The sequence below is a fragment of the Arthrobacter sp. USHLN218 genome, from assembly GCF_037144715.1.
Lineage (GTDB): Bacteria > Actinomycetota > Actinomycetes > Actinomycetales > Micrococcaceae > Crystallibacter.
In genome coordinates, this window is sequence record NZ_JBBCYT010000001.1 from 220,199 (window position 1) to 239,749 (window position 19,551).

The following is a 19,551-nucleotide window of genomic DNA, read 5'->3' on the forward strand; positions in this document are numbered from 1 at the left end:
GGACCGGACCTCCCTAGGGGTAAGCCTAGGGCACCTTGCAGTTGCCGTTGTCCGCCAGCAGCGCCCCGAGCGTGGCGGTGTCGCCGATCTCGGCCAGCTGCTGCAGGTACTCCTCGGTGATCTCGGGCTCAGCAGTGGCCGGGGCCTGTTCCGCCGGCGTTTCCTGCGTGGCCGAATCCCCGCCGGAGCCGCTGCCCGAGGTTCCCTGGTCCGCGGAGCCGCTGCCGCCGTCGTCGTTGCCCGATTCCTTGGGCTTGGACGCGGCCTTGCTCTTAGTCTCCTGCTTCTGGATGAACATCTCCTGAACGCGGGAGTGGACCTTGTCGAAATCGGGGTAGGTGACGAAGTTGTCGGCGGCGGTGCCGAAGTCCGGCGGGCCGACGGTCAGCCTCTCGATCTTCTCGCCCTTGGCCTTCATCGCCAGTGAGACGAAACTGCCCAGCTGCTCGCCCGGGATATCGGTCTCCACGACCTGCTCGCCCGCGGCCGCAAGCTGCTGGAAGCGGGTCAGGACGGTGCCCGGATCGAGCTGCTTGACCATCGCCTGCATCACGCACTGCTGGCGCTGGACGCGGTCATAGTCGGTGGCGAATTCACGCGACCGCCCGTACCAGAGGGCATGGTAGCCGTCGAGTTTCTGGACGCCGGGAGCGATCCAGCCCTTCGGTGGATAGTGCTGGTTGGTGCCCGGGATGGACCGGTTGGAGATCGGAACCCAGTTGCCGGCGTCGATGGTGATGCCGCCCATGGCGTTCACCAGCTGCTCGAAGCCGCCCATGTCTACCAGCGCATACGCTTGGATTTCGATGCCGAGTACGCCGCTGACCGCGTCCTTCATGCCCTCGGCACCGGGGTCCTTGGCGCCGGGGTAGAGGTCGGCGTGGTTCTGGACGACATCCTCGTAGAGGGCGTTGATAATGCATTCGTCGCCGCAGTCGAAGCCGTTGGGGTAGACCTGCTTCAGCGGCGAATCGTCGGGGAACGGGGCATTCTGCAGGTTGCGGGGGACGCCGAACATGACCGTCTGGCCGGTCTTGGCGTCCACACTCACGACCTGGATGCTGTCAGGACGCAGCCCGGTGCGGCCGGCGCCGGCGTCCCCGCCCATCAGGAGGAAGTTGTAGCGCCCGTCCACCGGATCGAACGCGGGCCGGGACTCGAAGATGCTGCCGATCGTGTTGCGGCTGACATTGAGCAGGTAGGCCGAGTAGCCCAGCGAGCCGGCGGTCAGTCCCATCAGCACCACGAGGCTGACGGCGATGATCGGCCGCATCCCCGGCGCCAACAGCTTCGGGCGGATGATGCGCAGCGTGTCCAGGAACAGTAGGGCCCAGAACACGGCCAGCACGGCCAGCACGCCGACGAGGACCAGCGAGGTCCACCGGTGGGTGACGAGGGTGACGAGGAAGGGCCAGTTGACCAGGGCGATGATGCCTGCGGCGATGAGCAGCGCCCAGACACTGAGCGTGACCGCCAGCGCCTTGCGGCCGAGGCTGCGGCTGCCGGCGACGAGCTGGGCGCTGCCGGGGATGAAAACGGTCAGCAGCAGCAGGACGAAAGCCCGCTTGGTCCGGACCGGCGCCGCGGCGCTCTGCGGGTAGCGGACCGGGTCGGTGGATCCGTAGGCGTTGTGGCGGTGCCCGGTGTCGTTCTCCATGCTCATGACAACTTGGACCGCAGCGCCGCGCCCTTGTCATAGGCGCTCTGCCGCAGCTGGGTGGCGAACTCCGCGAGCTGGGGACGCAACCGCGCGGCCAAATCGTCCGTGCCGGCGGCGAGCATGCGCACCGCGAGCAGCCCGGCATTGCGTGCGCCGCCGATCGAGACCGTGGCCACGGGCACGCCCGCCGGCATCTGCACGATCGACAACAGGGAATCCATTCCGTCCAGGGTCTTCAGCGGAACCGGCACCCCGATCACGGGCAGCGCCGTGACGGACGCCAGCATGCCCGGCAGGTGTGCGGCCCCGCCGGCCCCGGCGATGATGGCGCGAAGCCCCCGGTCCTGCGCCTGCTTGCCGTAACTGATCATGTCCTCGGGCATGCGGTGCGCGGAGACCACGTCGGCTTCGTAGGGGACACCGAATTCCGCCAGTGCGTCGGCAGCTGCCTGCATCACCGGCCAATCCGAATCGGAGCCCATAACGACGCCGACAAGTGGGGTTTCGCTCATTAGTTACCTTCCTGCGGGTCTTCCCCGTCGCGGATGATGGCAGCCACGCGCGATGCCTTGCGGCGCAGCTCGTCGACGTCCGATGCCTTTCGGCCCACCACGTTAACATGTCCGATCTTCCGTCCCGCACGCACGGACTTGCCGTAACCGTGTACCTTGACGTCCGGTTCCGCGGCCAGGGCCTGCGGATATGCGCCGAACAGATCGGTATTCGCACCGCCCAAATAATTCTTCATGACGACGACGTCCCCGAGCGGTTCGGTGCCTCCGAGGGGGAGGTCGAGGACGGCGCGCAGGTGCTGCTCGAACTGGCTGGTCACGCAGCCGTCCATGGTCCAGTGGCCGGTGTTGTGCGGGCGCATGGCCAGCTCATTGATGACGAAGCCGGCGCCCTGGCCGGGGGTTTCGAAGAGCTCGGCGGCCATGACCCCGGTGACGCCGAGTTCTTCCGCGAGCCGCAGCGCGGCCTGGCTGGCGGCCTCGGCCACCTCCGCGGGAAGCTCGGGCGCGGGCGCGATGACCTCGTCGCAGACGCCGTCCACCTGAATGGTATGGACCACGGGCCAGGCCTTGGCTTCGCCGGAGGGTGTCCGGGCGACCAGCGCCGACAGTTCACGGCTGAAGTCCACCTTGTCTTCGGCCAGCAGCGGAGTGCCCGTGAACCAGTCGGCGGCCTCGGCAGCGACTTCGGGGCCGTCGATGATGCGGACCCCCTTGCCGTCGTAGCCGCCGCGCGGGGTCTTCAGCACCACGGGCCAGCCGGTCTTGTCGCCGAATTCCACCAGCTCTTCCACGGTGGACACCGCGGCCCAGGCGGGATTGGGCAGTCCCAGCTTCTCCACCACGGAGCGCATCACGAGCTTGTCCTGGGCGTGGATGAGGGCATCGGGATGGGGCTGAACGTTCACGCCTTCGGCGATCAGGGTCTGCAAATGGGCGGTGGGGACATGTTCGTGGTCGAACGTCATCACGTCCAGGCCCTGCGCGAAGCGCCGCAGGGTGTCCAGGTCCTTGTAGTCGCCGACCGGGGCATTGGCGACGGCGGCGACCGCCGAGACGTCTTCGGCCTCGGCCAGGACGCGGAGTTCGAAGTTAAGGGCAATTGCGCAGGGCGCCATCATGCGCGCGAGCTGGCCTCCGCCAACCACGCCGATTACGGGGAAAGTCACTCAGTAAGCGTACCGAACCCGCCTGAGCACCGGCTGGCAAGCGCAGCGCTACCCGCTCGGCGCAGGCCGCACTTAGGAATCATCCAGCCGGCGGTCCTACAATGGGCCGTTGGCGTCCGCCCGTGTCGCCCGCATCCATGAGAGGAATCGAAGCGCAGCTTATGCACAGAACGATGGCAGAACGCGTCCGGGGCCTCGTCTCGCTCTTCTGGCGCGAAGTCGCGAAATTCGGCACGGTAGGCGGCGTCGCCTTCGTTATCGACAACGGGCTGTACTGGTGGCTGATCAATGGCCCGATGTCCCAGAGCGAGGTCAAGGCGCGGCTGGTCTCTGCCTCCGTGGCCACCCTGTTCTCCTGGCTGGCTAACCGCTACTGGACCTTCCGGGACCGGCGGCAGCCCAATCCGGTGCGGGAACTCGTCATGTTCGTGGTGATCAATGTCATCGGCATGCTGATTTCGGCGGGCTGCGTCTGGGTCGCCAAATACCTGCTGGAGATCGACGGGCGGACCGAGCTGCTGGCGGCCGGCGTCTTCGGCACCGTGCTGGCCACGGTCGTGCGCTTTTTCGCCTACCGCTTCCTCGTCTTCAATGCGGAGCTGGACTCCGAGCCGGAATTCGCGCATGACCACGAAATCTTCGACCACGCGGAGGAGCCCGCAGAGGCCCCGCACGGCCAGCACAGCAGCCACGGGGCGCAGCCGGCCCCGAAGCGTCCCGAAGCCGGCAGCACGCCGGAGCGCTGAACGGCACCGCAGACACGGACCGCCGGCGGCAGGCTACAGCTGTTCGCTGATCCGCTCGTTCTCCACGATGTGGGGGCTGTGCGCCGCGGGGTGCACCAACACCATGGTGCCGCCGCCGAGCCAGGTTGCCACCGCCGTCCGGAGCACGTCCGCCCAGTCCGCCGTCGCCGGCACCAGGATGTTGCGCGCCGCGGGTTCGAGCTGCAGCAACTGCGCAAAGGTGACCTCCCCGCCGTCGTGCTTTAGCGCCGCGGCATGCTGATCCGCGGACCCGACGCCCAGGTACACATCCGCATACGAGCGCACCTCGGCCGCGTAGTCCAGCACCCCGTCCGGCAGCTCGCCGGGCCAGCCGAGCGCCAGGGCGCCCTCGGCCACGGCCACCTGGTAGGCGGGACCCTCACCCAGCGCTGCGGGATCGGAACTGACGACGACGTCCGCACCTTCCGCACCGGCGTTGCCTCCGGAGGCCACATCCACCGTCGCGCCCACCTGCCAGCCGGCCAGGGCCCAGACGACCGACCGCCAGTGCGGTGCCATGGCCAGCCTGACCACCGCGCCCGGTTCGGCATCCAGTTCCTCGGCCAGCAGGTTGGCCGTCTTCGCCACCCAGTTGTCCAGCACGCGACCGGAGAGCTCCACGCGTTCGCCGTCCGGGCCGTACCAGACGAGTGCGGGGGAGGAGTCCGGACGCAGCAGGGCAAGCAGCTGGTCGATGGTGCGGGCTTGGCTCACGGTTTCTCCTGTGGAATATCGGCCTGTGCAGAAAGACACAGGCGGTGGCAGCTGTTTGCGGTTAAAGCTATCGTCAAAGGGTCGCAGGGGCTCCGATGAGGCCCGATGCCACAAAGCATCCCACGTGCCCGGGCGTGGCGTACACGCAAATTGCGATGGCATATGGCTAAGATTCCCGCCCTCGCTTGACTTAGCCGTATTACACCAATGTAATTATGGGTGGAACAGCAACGGCCGCGGCGTCTGCGAACGCGCAGAAGCGCATCTTGGCATCAGGCTGGTACATCAGAACCGGGAGGGCTCATGGGGCAGGCAGAGCGAATTCAATACCGTGAAGACTTGGAAGCGCAGGCTTCAGTCAGCTACGGTTCCCGCGGCGTGCCCGCTGACTGGTATGTCGATCCGGCCGACCCGTCCGCCGCGGACCGCTACCGGGAGGCGAGCAGGCCGTCCCTGGACGATGCGGCGACTGCCTTCCTGGCCGCGCACGAGGCGCTGGACGCCGGCGCGGGCGATGCCCCGGAGGAAGCCGAGGGGCTGCAGGAACCGGGCCGCCGGCTGCGCGAGGCGCCGGAGCGCAAGGAGCAGGCCGTCTGGATCGGCCTGCCCGGCCTGGATCCGGCGGACGACGGGGAGCTTGCCTGGCAGGCGGACGCCCTGTGCGCCCAGACCGACCCGGAGGCCTTCTTCCCCGAAAAGGGCGGTTCCACCCGGGACGCCAAAAAGGTATGCGGTTCCTGCACCGTGCGGGCGCAGTGCCTGGAGTATGCACTGGAACACGACGAACGGTTCGGGATCTGGGGCGGGCTTTCGGAGCGCGAGCGCCGCCGCTTACGGAAGAGAGCAGTCTGATTCACCAGCAAGTTCGCGTAACGGCCGTCGTCGTAGCCCATAACGGCGCCGGCTACCTGCCCCGCACCCTCAAGGCCCTCGACGCACAGACCCGCAGGGCCGACTTTCATATAGGCGTGGACGCCGGTTCGACCGATGCGTCCGGCTACGTGCTGCGCTCGACCCTGCCGGAGGGCAGCCCGGTTGCGACGGCGCCGGACCGGAACGGTTTTGGCGCCGCGGTCCGCGTTGCGGTGGACGAACTGGGCAAGCATCCCTTTGAGCAGGCGGATACGGCGGACGGCGAGGCAGGCCCGGGCGGCAGGGTGCAGGAGTGGCTGTGGCTGCTGCACGACGATTCCGCCCCTGAACCCCAGGCCCTGGAAGAGCTCCTGCTCGCCGTCGAAACCGCGCCATCGGTGACCATCGCCGGCTGCAAGCAGGTGGACTGGGACAACCCGCGCAAGCTGATCGATGCCGGCTTGACCATCAGCCGCGGCGCCGAGCGGCTCACTATGATCGACCTGGACGAGCTGGACCAGGGCCAGTACGACGGCCGCAGCGACTTCTTCGCCGTGAATTCCGCAGGCATGCTCATCCGCCGCGACGTGTTCGACCAGCTGGACGGCTTCGACCCGGGACTCCCCGGGATCGGCGACGACGTGGACCTCTGCTGGCGCAACAGGCTCGCCGGACACCGGGTAGTGATCGTGCCGACGGCGATTGTCCGGCACGCCACGGCGGCCCGCACCAACCACCATTCATCCGCCACGGCTGCCCGCCGCGCCCAGGTCCATCTGCGCCTGAAGCACGCTCCGCTGTGGAAGCTGCCCTTCCTGTGGGCCGGCAGCCTGCTGGGCGGGCTCTTCAGCTTCGTCGCCAGCACCGTGGCCAAGGATCCCGGGCACGGCCTGCGGCAGCTGATTGCGACCGTCCAGGCGCTGTTCCGCCCGATGGACTTCCTCCAGTCCCGCAAGCAGGCCGCACGCACGCGCACAACCTCGCGCAACATCGTCCGCCCGCTGATGGTCCGGCGGCAGGACGTCTTCGCCTACCGCCGCTCGCTGATGGAATCCCTCAGCGCCGAGCACGTGGTGGGGGACGGCACCGGCACGGACTCCGCCGGGAGCCACGAGCCGACCGGTGGCTCGGACGATTTCGCCGCCCTCGCCGCCCCGCTGCGCTCCTGGGTGGGCACCGGCGCCGTCGTTGCCGCCTTGGTCCTGGCCCTGGTGTCCGTCATTGGCATGTTCGGTTTCCTCGGCGCGCCCGCGCTTGCCGGCGGCGCCCTGCGGCCCGTCTCCGCGGACCTGGGCGAGATCTGGAACAACGCCTCGACGTGGTGGATCAGCCTGGGGTCGGGCCTTCCCGGCCACGGCGACCCGTTCGGCTATGTGCTGTGGCTGCTTGCCCTGCTCGGGCTGGGCAACGGTTCGGCCGCCGTCCTGGCGCTGGTCCTGCTGGCGATGCCGCTGGCCGGAGTCGCCGCGTGGATGGCCGCCGGAGCCTTCACCCAGCGGCGCGCCCTGCGATTCTGGGCCGCGTTCTTCTGGGCCGCGCTGCCCGTGCTGCAGGTGGCGCTCGGTTCCGGCCGCCTCGGTGCACTCATTGCCCACCTGATGATCCCGTGGGCCGTGCTCGGCCTGGCCCGCGCGACGGGGTCGGCCCTCCAGCGGCAGAATCCGGATCCGCTGAAACCGCGTCCCGAGATCGTGCACAAGCCGGGCATCAACGGCATCCCGTCCTGGACTGCCGCGGCGGCCACCGGCCTGGCCCTCGCCGTCATCACCGCGTCCGCGCCGGCGCTGCTGCCGGTCATCATTGTCTTCGTCGGCGTCATCAGCCTGACACTGGGCCGGCGCGCCCGGACCGTCTGGTGGGCGCTGGTGCCGCCCCTGGCCCTGGCACTGCCGATGGTCATTTCCGCACTGGACACGCCGCGCGCACTGCTCGGGGACCCGGGCGTGCCGCTGGGCTTCGACGCCGCTCCGCTCTGGCAGCAGGTGATGGGCTTCCCCGTGGAGTTCGACGCCGGTGCCGGACTGGGTGCCTTCGGTCTCTTGGAGTCGTGGGCTGCGGCGCCCTGGGCGCTGGTTGTCGCGCTGCTCACTGCGGTGCCCCTGCTCGTGCTGGCGGTGGCCGGAGCGCTGCTGCCGGGTCCCGGGCGCGGCGTGGCGCGGCTGGCCTGGCTGGGTGCAGCCGCCACCTTGGCCGCCAGCTGGCTTTCCGCTACGGTGGCCACAGGCATCGCGCCGGGGACCATGGTCACGCCCTTCACCGGGCCTTTCGTCTCGCTTGCGCTCTTCCTGCTGGCCGTCGCGGCACTTGTCGGGGCAGACCGCTGGCTGGCGCGGCTCGACGGCCTGGCCCGCACACGCCAGGGCGCCTACCGCGCGGTCGCAGCCTTCACCGTCGTTGTCCTGGCCGCAGGTCCGGTCCTCAGCCTGGCGCACTGGCTGCTGCCGCAGCTGATCCAGGAGGAGACGGTGGCCGCCGACGGCCGGACGTTGACGGACTTCGGCACGGAGATGCTCGTGGCCCCCAGCGGCGAGCGGATCCTGCCGGCGACCGCGACGGACCGAGGCCTGTCGGCGGAGCGGACCCGCACGCTGGTGCTGGGCACCGAGGGCGGGGAAATTACGGCCGCCGTGATGCACAGCGGCGGCACCACCATGGACCAGCTGTCCAGCATTTACGCCGCCCGGCCCATCACCGGAGGCCTGCTGGACCCGGCCCGGCGCGAGGATGACGGTGCGGCCGCGGCGACGCGGGACACGGTGGCGATCCTGGCCGCCGCCAGCGGCGCCGATCCGCGTGAAGAGCTCGCACGCCTCGGCGTAGGTTTCGTCGTGCTGCAGCAGTCGGATACCGCTGCGGAGCTGCTGGCCCACAAGATCGACTCGGTCCCCGGGCTGGCCGCCGTGGGCCGCACGGACGCGGGATGGCTCTGGCGCGTGGTTCCGGAAGGATCGGAGGAAGAACCCGCGGCCGGGACATTGACCAGCCGGGCGCGGGTGGTCGACGCCAACGGCAAGCTGCTGCAGACCATCGACTCATCCTGGGTTTCCGCCGGCGCTGACGTCCCGGAAGGTCCATCGGGGCGCACGGTGATGCTGGCCGAGAGGATCAACCCGGGCTGGCGGGCGACGCTGGACGGCAAGCAGCTGGACGTGGCGGACAACGGGTGGGCCCAGGGGTTCAGGATTCCCGAGAATGCCGGCGGCGAGCTGAGGATCTGGCTGAGCAACCCCTGGGGCGTCTGGATCGGGACCGTTCAGCTGGTGCTGATCGGAATTACCGTGCTGCTGGCAGTGCCGATCCCTGCGCGCCGGCGGTTCGTCCCGCGGCGGATCGACCATGTGAAGACCACGGGCTCGGACAGCAGCCCGGGCGAACTGCAGGTGGCGGCGCACGAGATCGACCGCATCGAGGACTACCGGGGCGCCGGCCAGGCTGAGGCCGCGGACGAAGGCCGGGCAGAGGGCCCGGGCAACGGCCGGGAGAAGAGGCCGGACAACAGCCGGGGAGAAGGTCCGGGCAACCGCCTGGAGGAAAGCCCGGCGGCCGGCTCCGGGAGTGGAGCGGCGCGGGATAACGAGCGTGCTGACGATGACCGCCGGGACGACTCCGTGCCTGCCAGGGCCGGGAAGGACACATAGCCATGGCGGACAAGCCAGGAGAAGAGCCACTGCCGGAGCCGGACGCCGCTCCGGTCGGAGGGCGCCAGGCACGGAAGGCCGCGCGGGAAGCCGGGAAGGCCCGGGCGGCGCGGGAAGCTACCCGCGACAAGGCCGCAAAAGTAGCTGATAAGGCACAGGCCGCCAAGGAAGCCAAGGAAGCAAAGAAGGCCCGCAAGGCCGGCAAAACCGACAAGGCCCTGGCGGCCGGGCAGGCGGAGAAGGCGACGGCGGCCGGGGCCGCTGGCACGACTGCTGCCGCCGGAACCTCGACTGTCCCGGCGGCGCCCGCGGAGCAGGGTCCCACGGAGGCGGCCGGGCAGGCTGCCACCGCGGCGGCGGCCGGGAGCCCGTCTGCTACGGCGCCGGCAGCCGGTCCCGCGGGTTCCGACCCGGCCGGGACCCCGTCTGCTACGGCGCCGGCGGCCGGTCCCGCGGGCTCTGACCCGTCCCCGGCCCAGACGGCCGGTGCCGCCGGCTCCTCGGCGATGCCGGGTGCCGGAGGCGAAACCCAAACCGCCAGGCGGAAACGACCCCTGCTCGGGGCTGCGGCCGGCGTCGGAGTCCTCTTGCTGGGCGTCGGTGCCGTGGCAGCGGGCAGCCTTGTCGAGCCGCCGCGCGGCGCCGCGCAACTCGATCCCATCTCCGCCGCAGTGCCTGCCGGCAACCTCACCGCCGTGTGCCCGGAGCCGCTGAAGCTGCTGGACAGCGCCGCCGACGAAGTGGACCCCGAGTTCAGCCCCGTCTCGAAGACCGCCGTCACCAAGGCTCGCGCCACGGTGTTCAGCGACCTCGGGGGAACCATCCCGGGAAGCGCCCTCACCGAGCTCGGCGCGGATGCGCCGCTGGTGGAGATCGCGGATTTCACGGGGAAGGCCGGCTCCAGCGGCAGCAACGAGGCCGGGGAGACAAAGGTTGTGGCCAAGGTGGTAGCCGGCCAGGACATTACCGCCCCGACGGTGCTGTCGGTGGAACCGCTGGGCGAACAGCATGCGCGCGCCGGTGCCGCCATGAGCTACACCGCTTCGGACGGCGACCTGCGCGGCCTGGCGGCGGCCAACTGCCTCACCCCATCGAACGACTTCTGGCTGCTCGGCGCCTCCACCACCGTGGGGGCCAGCTCCGTGCTGAACCTCTACAACGCGAGCGAAACGCCGTCCACCGTGGACCTTGAACTGATCGGAGCCAAGGGCCCCATCCAGGCCGCAGGAAGCCGAGGACTGTTGCTGGCGCCGGGGGAGAGCCGTTCCTGGGTGCTTGCGGGGCTAGCCGCGGGCCAGGAATCGCTGGCCGTGCACGTCAGTTCTTCGGGCGGGGCGGTCGCCGGAACCATCCAGCAGAGCGTGCTGCGCGGGCTGACCCCCGGCGGCGTCGAACTGCTGCAGCCGGGCAACGGGCCGGGTCTGCGCGAGGTAGTCACGGGCATCGAGGTCCAGGACGCGAAGGTGGCCCGGCAGATCCGCGGCCAGCGCGGGTACGAGAACGCAGCGCCGGCCCTCGAAGTGGTGGTTCCGGGCGGCGGCGATGCCACGCTCGAGGTCCGCCTGTTCGGTCCGAAGGGCCAGGTCGAGCTGCCGGGGGGCGGTGTGCTGACCGCTGCGGGGGGCAGCATCCTCTCCATCCCGCTGGACTCGCTGCCCGCCGGGACATACTCGGCGGACATCTCGTCCAACGTCTCCATCAACGCTGCTGCCCGTGTCAGCCGCGGCACGGGCACGGGCAAACCGGTGGACTTCGGCTGGGCGCCCTCGTCCGGGCGGCTCGGCAGCGAGCACCTCGCCGTCCTGCCGCCGGCCGGGAGCTCCAAGCTGTCCTTCACCGCGCCGGACGGGGATGCCGAAATCAGCCTGCGCCCGGTGGACGCGAAGGGCAACATCGGCGCGGCGCGGAAGGTTGCGGTGCCTGCGGGGACCACAGTGACGGCCGACGCCAAGAACGGCGGGGACCCTGCCGCGCTCCTGGTCAGTGCCACAGGCGACGCGGTCTACGGCTCCCAGATTGTCACCAACGGATCGAAGCCGGACATTTCGGTGCTGCCGATCCCGCAGGGTACCCAGGGCCAGCAGAGCGTGCCGGTCGTCATCGGCTACTGACGGGCGGCAGGGGCGTGGACCGCCCCCGTTGCGGGGCCATGACGGAAACTGGCCCTCTTTCAGAGGGGGCCCACACGTCGCCCCAGGCCAGCGACGTACTCGGAGAGGTAAAGCGCTGCTGTCTCCGCCAAAGCCTGCGGAAAGCCGTCGCGCGCCGCCGGCGTCCGGAAGGGTCAGGAGCGCCCGTAGCCCGGATCGACAGCCTCGGGGGACACCCCGAGCAGGTGCGCGGTCTGTTCGACGACGACCTCGTGCACCAGTTCGGGCAGCTCCTCCCGGCTGTGGGCGGCGATCTCCACCGGCCTGCGGTACACGGTAACGACGGCGGGCCGCCCCGGTCCGGCAGGCGTGAAGCTTCCGAGCGGGGCAGGGTCGCCCCGCGCGACGAGAACCTCCAGGTTCGGCGGGATATCCGCCACCACGAACTGCGCGGCTTCGATCGGGTCGCCCCAGAAGTAGTGCAGCCGTTCCGCGGAATCGGAAACCCAGCTTTCAAACCGTTCGGCCCGGCTGAGGTTGCCCGGCAGATGGGCAGGCAGCAGGGGACCGCGCAGTCCGCGCCCGTGGCGGTTCCGCCGTCGTTCCCCAAACGAACGCGGCGTGGCTGCTGGTTCCGCCGAATCGCCCACTCTGATGCTGAGTGAAGGTCCGTTTTCCATATACCGACTTTAGCCCCGCACCCGGCCGAACGCACGACGGCAGGGGAGGGACCGGCGTCGTCAACGTGGCGCCCGGCCGCCTGCACGGCGTCCGCACGGCCCTGCACGGAACAAGGCCGCGAAGAACCCTCGGCCTATTCCAGCCTTGGCCGTGCCGCTTTCCCGCCCCGGCTGGATTGGCAGGTAAGATGCTTAGTCGTGGGATCCATACGTCAATGTTCACGCTCGGCCTGCCAGCGTTCGGCCATCGCAACTCTGACGTACGTCTATGCCGATTCCACCGCAGTGCTGGGGCCCCTGGCCACCTACGCCGAACCGCACAGCTACGATCTGTGCGCCGACCACGCGCAGCGGCTGACCGTCCCGCGGGGCTGGGAGGTGCTGCGGCTGGCACTGCCGGACCAGGCGCCGGTGCCCAACACGGATGACCTGATGGCGCTAGCCAAGGCCGTCCGCGAGGCGGGCTCGGAGCCGGCGCCCGCAGAAGAGCCGCCCGCGCAGCGCGGCCACCGCGAACCGCTGGAACCGCCGGCAGAACCGGGCGGCGCACGGCGCGGGCACCTGCGTATCCTGCGCGAGCCGCAGTAGGCGCCGAAGACCAACAAGAACGGACCCCCCCATGGCCAACCTTTCCCCGGAGCTGATCGCCATCCTGCGCTGTCCCGTCACGGGCAGTTCGCTCGTGCAGGAGGGCAGCGAACTCGTGACCACCGGCGTCGGCGCCGACGGGCAGAAGCGGCGGTATCCGATCGATCAGGGCATCCCGCTGCTGCTTCCGCCGGATCTGCTGGCCGCCGCGCGAGAGGCGAATCCGCGCACCTCGCACAGCGCCTGAACACCGACCACGCCTGACTTTCCGCACCACTACCCAGGAGCCCACATGTCATTCGATTACAAGGTCAAGGACCTCTCCCTGGCCGAGGCCGGACGCCACCAGATCCGGCTCGCCGAGCACGAAATGCCGGGGCTGATGGCCCTGCGCGAGGAGTTCGGCGCCAGCCAGCCGCTCAAGGGCGCGCGGATCGCCGGTTCCCTGCACATGACCGTGCAGACGGCCGTGCTGATCGAGACCCTGACCGCGCTCGGCGCGGAGGTCCGCTGGGCATCCTGCAACATCTTCTCCACCCAGGACGAGGCCGCCGCCGCCGTCGTCGTCGGCAACGGCACTCCGGAGGACCCGCAGGGCGTCCCGGTGTTCGCGTGGAAGGGCGAGACCCTCGAGGAATACTGGTGGACCGCCGAGCAGATCATGACCTGGCCCGGCGCCGCCGAGAACCCTGACCTGGGCCCCAACATGATCCTTGACGACGGCGGGGATGCCACCCTCCTGCTGCACAAGGGCGTGGAGTTCGAAGCCGCCGGCGCCGTGCCGGAGGCCACCGCCGAGGACGCGCACGAGTACACGATCATCCTCGACGTGCTGCGCAAGTCCCTCGCCGCCGACCCGCAGAAGTGGACCCGCACCGCCAACGGCATCCTCGGCGTGACCGAGGAAACCACCACCGGCGTGCACCGCCTCTACCAGCTGGCCGAGCAGGGCCAGCTGCTGTTCCCGGCGATCAACGTCAACGACTCGGTCACCAAGTCCAAGTTCGACAACAAGTACGGCATCCGCCACTCGCTGCCGGACGGTATCAACCGCGCCACCGACGTGCTGATGGGCGGCAAGATCGCCGTGGTCTGCGGCTACGGCGACGTGGGCAAGGGCGCCGCCGAAGCGCTGCGCGGCCAGGGCGCCCGCGTGATTGTCACCGAGATCGACCCGATCTGCGCGCTGCAGGCCGCGATGGACGGCTACCAGGTCACCACCCTGGACAAGGTGGTTGGCGAGGGCCACATCTTCATCACCACCACCGGCAACAAGGACGTCATCATGGCGGCGGACATGGCCAAGATGCGGGACAAGGCCATCGTGGGCAACATCGGCCACTTCGACAACGAGATCGACATGGCCGGGCTGGAGAAGATCGACGGCGTCCGGAAGGTCGAGATCAAGCCGCAGGTGCACGAGTGGACGTTCGACGCCGGTACCGACCGTGAGCGCTCCATCATCGTGCTCTCCGAGGGCCGCCTCCTGAACCTGGGCAACGCCACCGGCCATCCGTCCTTCGTGATGAGCAACTCCTTCGCCAACCAGACCATCGCGCAGATCGAGCTCTTCACCAAGGCCGGCAAGCCCGCTGCGGATTCGACCACCGGCGAGCCCGAGTACGCCAAGCAGGTCTACGTGCTGCCGAAGATCCTGGACGAGAAGGTCGCCCGCCTGCACCTGGACGCGCTGGGCGTCGAGCTGACCCAGCTCACCAAGGAGCAGGCCGCCTACCTGGACGTGGATGCGGCCGGCCCGTTCAAGCCGGACCACTACCGCTACTGAGCCGAGGCGCTCCGCCTCCGGGTTTCCGCCCACGACGGCGGGCCGGTCACCTTCGCGTGGCCGGCCCGCCGTTCGCGTCTGGTCGGGCGTTGGCGTACGGCCCGCGGGCTCTCCTCACCGGCTGGTTCGACGGTCCCCGAAGGAGAGCCGCGGACCGGCTAGTCCCGGAAGGGCAGCGAGTGGAGCCGCTGGCTGCGCTGCTGGGAGCTTTCGTACTGCCGGCTCAGCCGGGCGAAGTCGCGTTCGCGCCGCTCGGCCATGACTGCGATCAGGAACATCTCCGGCGCGGTCCCCGGCGGCGGCGCCGGCGACACATACTGGGCCGTCTCCGTGGCCAGGTCGACGGCCAGGTGCTGCCGCGAGGCCGGGATCATCTTCGGTGCCTGCGTGATGAACTGCGAGACGCGCCGCGCCAGCGATTCCGGCAGCCGGCCCATGTCCGCCAGCTTGACCCACGGCTCCAGCTGGGGCGGCGTGTGCGGCAGCTGCTGGTGGATGACTCCGACCCGCTCCCGCATGCTGTACGTGCCGGCCAGCAGATCGCCGACCCGCTTGGACCTGTCATTGAACAGGGCCGCCAGGAACGCGACGGACCCGAGCAGCAGGTAGAGCTCGAACACCCCCACAAGTCCCCGGATCAGGGCGTGCCGGAAGCGGATGGCACCGCCGTCGTCGCGCACGATCCGCAGCCCCATGATCAGCCGCCCCAGCGACTTCCCCCGCGTCAGGGTCTCGACGCCCACCGGCACGATCACCAGGAAGAACACGAACAGCGTCAGGCTCAGGGCCTGCACCGCGGCCGCATCGAAGTTCAGCTGCAGCGTCTCGGCAAGGAACGCGATGGCCAGCACCAGCAGCAGGAAGTTCGTGCCGCAGTCGATGATCGAGCTCACCGCGCGCACGCCGAAGGACGCCGGCCGCAGCTCCAGGACAACGGCCTCGCCCGTGACGATGTTGCTCATACGTTTACTCTAGCGGCGCTACGCGCGCGTGCAGCGTCTCAAAAACAACGACGACGGCGCGCGGCGGACGCAGGGGGACCCGGCACCTCGGGCGGCACGCCTGCCGATAGGCTGGGAACGTGGATATCGATGCCTTCACCGCGGTGCACCAGCATGACTGGAAGCGCCTGGATGAGCTCAGCGCCAAACGCCGGCTGACCGGCGCCGAGGCGGACGAGCTGCTGGTCCTCTACCAGCGCGCCTCGACGCACCTGTCGATGATCCGCTCCATCGCGCCCGAAAGCCAGCTCTCGGCCGCACTGTCCACCCGGATTTCCCGCGCCCGGACCCGGTTCACGGGCGCGCGCTCCAACTTCACCGAGGACGTCGCCAACTTCTTCGTCTTCGCGCTGCCTGCGGCGTTCTACCGGCTGCGCTGGCTGACGGTCATCATCGGCGCCGCCTTCATCCTGGTCTCCTGGCTGTTCGGCGCCTGGGTGGCCGGCAACCCCGAGGTCATCAAGGCGATGGGCTCGGACGCAGAGCTGCGCCGCTACGTGGAGCAGGACTTCGTCAACTACTACTCGGAAAACCCGCACGCGTCCTTCGCCGGGATGGTGTGGACCAACAACGCCTGGATCGCCGCCCAGTGCGTGGCCTTCGGCGTGACCGGCGTGTGGGTGCCGCTCATCCTGTGGATGAACGCCCAGGGGGTCGGTATGTCCGGCGGCATGATGGCGGCCTACGGCGAGCTGGACACCTTCTTCCTGTACATCCTGCCGCACGGGCTGATGGAGATCACCGCCATCTTCATTGCCGGCGCCGCGGGGCTTCGGATTTTCTGGGCGTGGGTGTCGCCGGGACGGATGAAGCGGTCGGCGTCGCTTGCCCGGGAGGGCCGCTCGCTGATCACGGTGGCGCTCGGCCTGGTGCTGGTGCTCTTCGTGTCCGGCCTGGTCGAGGGCTTTGTCACGCCGAGCGGGCTGCCGCACTGGGCCCGGCTGGGGATCGGCGCGCTGGTGCTTGCCGGGTACTGGGCGTACACGCTGGTGCTCGGCCGGCGCGCGTACGCGGCGGGCGAACGCGGGGACCTGGGCCATTTCGATGCCGGCGAGGTCGCCCGGACGAGCTGATGCAGCGCCGGGCGTCCCGGAGCGTGCGGCGGCGGCATTCGCTTACGGCGGCAACGACGGCGGCGCCGCGGGTCCCGCGGAATGGCTTGGTGAGTTCCGGGGTGGCATTCCGCAGCCGCCGAGGGTGACGCGGGTACTGTCGATATTGAGGGTCAGCAAGGAAATTCCAGGAAAGAGGACAACGTGGCGCGCGAGGACAGGAAAGCCGACAGGTTCGAGGTGAACCGCGGGCCGGACCGGGATGCCGGACGGCTGTCCGATGGCAGCGCCGGGTCCGCCCCAGTTACGCCGGAGGCCGCCGGACGGACGGGCGGGTCGAACGAGGGGGTCAAGGCCGGGCTGGGCGAGGCGCCGCGGAGCGGCAGGTCCTTTGAAGGCTTCTGCCCCGACGCCGTTCCCGGCTGGGGCGAGCCGACGCCTCCCGGAATGGCGGCAAGTCCGGTAGCAGGCGCCGCCGCTGCGGCGAGCGGTCCGGAAGCCGGGGGAGCTCCCGGTCGAGGTGAAGAGCCGGAGGACTCCACCGGATCGAACCGTGCCGACAAGATCCGCTTCCTCAGCGGCATGTTCGGGGCGGGCCGGGAACAGTCGAAGGCCGAACGCGACGGCCGCCGGAACGGCGGCGGTAATGCCGAACGCCCTGCCGACCAGGCCGGGCAGGAGGGACCGGCCGATCAGGCTGGGCAGGCGGGAGCGGACGATCAGGCTGGGCAGGAGGGACCGGCCGACCAGGCCGGCCAGGGGCGGCCGGGCCGGCCAAGTGCCCCGTCCTCTGCCGCGCGGGAGGAATCGCGTGATGCTGACCTGAAGAAGGCTGCCCGGCTCGCGGCCGGGGGAGCGGCTTTCACCTCCGCTTCGACGCGTCCTGCCACCTCGGCCCGGGCCGAGGGAGAGAAGCCGGCCAGCGAAGGCCGTCCCGAGACTCCAGCCAAGGGAGAGAAGCTGGCCAGCGAAGGCCGCCCCGAGACCCCGGCCGAGGGAGAGAAGGCAGGCAGCGAAGGCCGTCCGGAAACCCGGGCCGAGGAAGTGAAACCGGGCAGCGAAGGCCGCCCCGAAACCAAGGGCGAGGGGACACCGGCGGGCGGAACGCCGTCGTCGTCCGTTACGAAGCCCTCGGGCGTGGCGGTAGGCGCCGCCGCGACAGGCGTCGCGGGCGCGGCGGCCGTAGCCGCACAGGCCGCCAAGCGGGGAACCACCGGAAAACCGGGCGAAGCCGGTGAGCCGCCCCGGGACGGAGAGCCGCGCACAGCCGGAGGAACCAGCGGAGCCAGGGACGCAGCACAGACAGGGAACCCGGCCCAGTCCGGCCAGCCCGCGCAAGGTGACCGGCCCGGCCAGTCCGGCCAACCCGGTTCCGCCGACAGTCCCGCCTACGCAGCCGGGGCCGCTCGGAGCCCCCGGGCTACCGGCAACGTTCCGCAGGGCGCCCCCTCCGACGAGGCCAACCCGGATACCGGCTCACTGTCCACCAGCCCCCCGCGCTCGGAGGTCATCAAGCGGGCCAACCAGCGTGAGGAGGCGCTGCGGGCCAAGCCGGTGGCGGGGCGGATCCTGCAGGTTGTGCTCGCCGTCTGCTTCCCGTTCCTGCTGCTGATCGGTGCGATCCGGCTCGTATGCACTCCGCTGTTCCTGTGGGCCGAGTACAACCGCCCGGGTTTCCCCGCGGACGGCTTCGGCTTCAGCACCGATGACCGGATGACCTACGGATCGTACGCCGTCGACTACCTGCTGAACTGGTCCGGGCCGCGGTACCTCGGCGACCTCGTCGGAACGGACGGGCGGCAGCTCTTCCTTGACACCGAAGTGGGCCACATGGCGGACGTGAAGACCGTGATCATGGGAGCCTGGATCGGCGGAGCCGTGCTGCTGGTGCTGGCCGTCCTGTGCGCGATCTACCTGGCGCGGCACTACCCCGGAGGCATCCGGCGCGGGCTGTTCGCCGGGTCGGTGGCGACGCTGCTGCTGATCGTGGTCCTCGGCGTGCTGGGCGCGCTGAACTGGCAGATGTTCTTCACCGAGTTCCACCGGATCTTCTTCGCCGAGGGGACCTGGACGTTCTTCACCAACGACACGCTGATCCGGCTGTTCCCGGGCCAGTTCTGGATGGACGCCGGGATCGTGATCGGGCTGCTGGTGTTCGTGGTCTCGTCCTTGGTGCTGGCCTTCACCTGGCCGACCAAGTCGCGCCGGGTGCGCAGCTCGGAGAAGCTCGAGGCCACCCGTGCGCGGTACATGGGGGAGCCGGAGCAGCGGGAGCGGCCGTAGCCGGCTGTCGCACAGGACTAGTCAGTTCAGGGCCGTGGGCAGGAACCAGGATCGGCCGACGGCGGTGGCTGGAAGCCGTCTGGCCATTTCGTCGTACGATCCCAGCAGCTCCCTTGGAGCGTGGCCTTGTCCAGATTTTTGGCTCCTCTGAAATCGGCCGCTTGGAGAGCCGTCCCGTCGAAGTCGGTACCGTTCAAATCGGCGCCCGTGAACTCGGCCTCCTGAGCGAAGGAGTGCATGACCTGAGCATCCTGGAGATTGGCATCGATGAATTTGGTGTCGAAGAGGCTCGAACTGGTGAGGTTCGCTTGACGAAGATCCGCGGTGTGAAGCTGAGCTCTCTGCAGATGGATAAAACGCAGGTCCGACTTCTCGAGGTCAGCGCTGACCATTTTGGCTTCCGGAAGGTCAAGACCGGACAGATTCTGCCCTTGAAGATCCAATCCCCTGAATGGCCTGTTGGTATCCACGTCCGTGGAAGACCTTTCCCGCACGAACCGTAAGTTTTCTATTCGTTGCTGCTGGTCAGCCAGGCTGTTTTCGGCGTAGTTCCCCAGAAGGAACAGAGCACCTCCCGTCGCCAGCCCGACTACAAGGCCTATGATCACGTCGTCTCTGAGGCGTTCGTTGCGCTCTGTGCGATCGGACATCGCTGTACCTCCAGTAACCGCCGTAGGGAGGTGCGAGCCCGGCGAACCGGTGCAGTCATTGTGGCGCGGCTGAAACCTCGGCCCCAGTGCCGAAGTGCCCGTTTCCTCG

16 protein-coding genes are annotated in these 19,551 nt (G+C 69.4%); 9 read left to right on the plus strand and 7 right to left on the minus strand.

Going from position 1 to position 19,551, the window contains the following annotated elements; translation table 11 throughout:
- Nucleotides 1-25: 25 nt before the first annotated feature.
- From WFH44_RS01025 to WFH44_RS01035, 3 genes are read right to left on the minus strand one after another with little or no spacing between them, the layout of a single operon-like run.
- The gene (locus tag WFH44_RS01025) at nt 26-1,663 is read right to left on the minus strand and encodes an LCP family protein (protein ID WP_442892845.1); all 1,638 of its coding nucleotides are present in this window, start codon (nt 1,661-1,663) and stop codon (nt 26-28) included.
- Complete coding sequence (gene purE, locus WFH44_RS01030; protein ID WP_336711038.1) at nt 1,660-2,172, minus strand: 5-(carboxyamino)imidazole ribonucleotide mutase; 513 nt, start codon at nt 2,170-2,172, stop codon at nt 1,660-1,662. Before purE ends, WFH44_RS01025 begins: the two co-directional genes overlap by 4 nt.
- Complete coding sequence (locus WFH44_RS01035) at nt 2,172-3,341, minus strand: 5-(carboxyamino)imidazole ribonucleotide synthase (protein ID WP_336711040.1); 1,170 nt, start codon at nt 3,339-3,341, stop codon at nt 2,172-2,174. Before WFH44_RS01035 ends, purE begins: the two co-directional genes overlap by 1 nt.
- 161 nt (nt 3,342-3,502) lie before the next feature.
- Here WFH44_RS01035 and WFH44_RS01040 point away from each other — a divergent pair, with 161 nt between their 5' ends.
- Nucleotides 3,503-4,087 (plus strand): GtrA family protein, encoded by a 585-nt coding sequence (locus WFH44_RS01040; RefSeq protein ID WP_336711042.1) that lies wholly within the window; start codon nt 3,503-3,505, stop codon nt 4,085-4,087.
- 33 nt (nt 4,088-4,120) lie between these two features.
- On the opposite strand, the gene WFH44_RS01045 is transcribed toward WFH44_RS01040, so the two are convergent.
- A complete protein-coding gene (locus WFH44_RS01045) occupies nt 4,121-4,822 on the minus strand; it encodes a TIGR03089 family protein (RefSeq protein WP_336711045.1) in 702 nt (233 codons plus the stop codon).
- Between the two features lie 303 nt (nt 4,823-5,125).
- Here WFH44_RS01045 and WFH44_RS01050 point away from each other — a divergent pair, with 303 nt between their 5' ends.
- The 3 genes from WFH44_RS01050 to WFH44_RS01060 are packed head-to-tail and all read left to right on the plus strand — an operon-like array spanning nt 5,126 to nt 11,423.
- On the plus strand, nt 5,126-5,674 hold the full coding sequence (locus WFH44_RS01050) for a WhiB family transcriptional regulator (protein WP_336711047.1): 549 nt from the start codon (nt 5,126-5,128) through the stop codon (nt 5,672-5,674).
- Nucleotides 5,674-9,312 (plus strand): glycosyltransferase, encoded by a 3,639-nt coding sequence (locus tag WFH44_RS01055; RefSeq protein ID WP_442892859.1) that lies wholly within the window; start codon nt 5,674-5,676, stop codon nt 9,310-9,312. The genes WFH44_RS01050 and WFH44_RS01055 overlap by 1 nt, the downstream gene beginning before the upstream one ends.
- Nucleotides 9,313-9,314: 2 nt before the next feature.
- The gene (locus tag WFH44_RS01060; RefSeq protein ID WP_336711051.1) at nt 9,315-11,423 is read left to right on the plus strand and encodes a DUF5719 family protein; all 2,109 of its coding nucleotides are present in this window, start codon (nt 9,315-9,317) and stop codon (nt 11,421-11,423) included.
- A 173-nt stretch (nt 11,424-11,596) separates the two neighbouring features.
- On the opposite strand, the gene WFH44_RS01065 is transcribed toward WFH44_RS01060, so the two are convergent.
- Nucleotides 11,597-12,082 (minus strand): metallopeptidase family protein, encoded by a 486-nt coding sequence (locus WFH44_RS01065; protein WP_336711052.1) that lies wholly within the window; start codon nt 12,080-12,082, stop codon nt 11,597-11,599.
- A 198-nt stretch (nt 12,083-12,280) separates the two neighbouring features.
- On the opposite strand from WFH44_RS01065, the gene WFH44_RS01070 reads away from it, so the two are divergent.
- From WFH44_RS01070 to ahcY, 3 genes are read left to right on the plus strand one after another with little or no spacing between them, the layout of a single operon-like run.
- Entirely contained in the window at nt 12,281-12,670 is a 390-nt protein-coding gene (locus WFH44_RS01070; protein ID WP_336711054.1) for a DUF3499 domain-containing protein, read from the plus strand.
- Between the two features lie 31 nt (nt 12,671-12,701).
- Nucleotides 12,702-12,917 (plus strand): Trm112 family protein, encoded by a 216-nt coding sequence (locus tag WFH44_RS01075; RefSeq protein ID WP_264793796.1) that lies wholly within the window; start codon nt 12,702-12,704, stop codon nt 12,915-12,917.
- A 45-nt stretch (nt 12,918-12,962) separates the two neighbouring features.
- Nucleotides 12,963-14,456 (plus strand): adenosylhomocysteinase, encoded by a 1,494-nt coding sequence (ahcY, locus tag WFH44_RS01080; RefSeq protein ID WP_336711056.1) that lies wholly within the window; start codon nt 12,963-12,965, stop codon nt 14,454-14,456.
- A 158-nt stretch (nt 14,457-14,614) separates the two neighbouring features.
- On the opposite strand, the gene WFH44_RS01085 is transcribed toward ahcY, so the two are convergent.
- Complete coding sequence (locus WFH44_RS01085) at nt 14,615-15,418, minus strand: RDD family protein (RefSeq protein ID WP_336711057.1); 804 nt, start codon at nt 15,416-15,418, stop codon at nt 14,615-14,617.
- Nucleotides 15,419-15,537: 119 nt separating this feature from the next.
- Here WFH44_RS01085 and WFH44_RS01090 point away from each other — a divergent pair, with 119 nt between their 5' ends.
- Complete coding sequence (locus WFH44_RS01090) at nt 15,538-16,530, plus strand: stage II sporulation protein M (RefSeq protein ID WP_336711059.1); 993 nt, start codon at nt 15,538-15,540, stop codon at nt 16,528-16,530.
- Between the two features lie 183 nt (nt 16,531-16,713).
- Complete coding sequence (locus WFH44_RS01095; RefSeq protein ID WP_336711061.1) at nt 16,714-18,792, plus strand: TIGR01906 family membrane protein; 2,079 nt, start codon at nt 16,714-16,716, stop codon at nt 18,790-18,792.
- Between the two features lie 26 nt (nt 18,793-18,818).
- Here WFH44_RS01095 and WFH44_RS01100 read toward each other — a convergent pair whose 3' ends face one another.
- Nucleotides 18,819-19,442: a pentapeptide repeat-containing protein gene (locus WFH44_RS01100; protein WP_336711063.1), complete on the minus strand. Its 624-nt coding sequence runs from the start codon at nt 19,440-19,442 to the stop codon at nt 18,819-18,821.
- Nucleotides 19,443-19,551: the final 109 nt, after the last annotated feature.

Coding starts and splice junctions, on each gene's coding strand:
- WFH44_RS01025 (WP_442892845.1), bottom strand. CDS start 1,663: ATGAGCATGGAGAACGACACCGGGCACCGCCACAACGCCTACGGATCC.
- purE (WP_336711038.1), bottom strand. CDS start 2,172: ATGAGCGAAACCCCACTTGTCGGCGTCGTTATGGGCTCCGATTCGGAT.
- WFH44_RS01040 (WP_336711042.1), top strand. CDS start 3,503: ATGCACAGAACGATGGCAGAACGCGTCCGGGGCCTCGTCTCGCTCTTC.
- WFH44_RS01050 (WP_336711047.1), top strand. CDS start 5,126: ATGGGGCAGGCAGAGCGAATTCAATACCGTGAAGACTTGGAAGCGCAG.
- WFH44_RS01060 (WP_336711051.1), top strand. CDS start 9,315: ATGGCGGACAAGCCAGGAGAAGAGCCACTGCCGGAGCCGGACGCCGCT.
- WFH44_RS01065 (WP_336711052.1), bottom strand. CDS start 12,082: ATGGAAAACGGACCTTCACTCAGCATCAGAGTGGGCGATTCGGCGGAA.
- WFH44_RS01075 (WP_264793796.1), top strand. CDS start 12,702: ATGGCCAACCTTTCCCCGGAGCTGATCGCCATCCTGCGCTGTCCCGTC.
- ahcY (WP_336711056.1), top strand. CDS start 12,963: ATGTCATTCGATTACAAGGTCAAGGACCTCTCCCTGGCCGAGGCCGGA.
- WFH44_RS01085 (WP_336711057.1), bottom strand. CDS start 15,418: ATGAGCAACATCGTCACGGGCGAGGCCGTTGTCCTGGAGCTGCGGCCG.
- WFH44_RS01100 (WP_336711063.1), bottom strand. CDS start 19,442: ATGTCCGATCGCACAGAGCGCAACGAACGCCTCAGAGACGACGTGATC.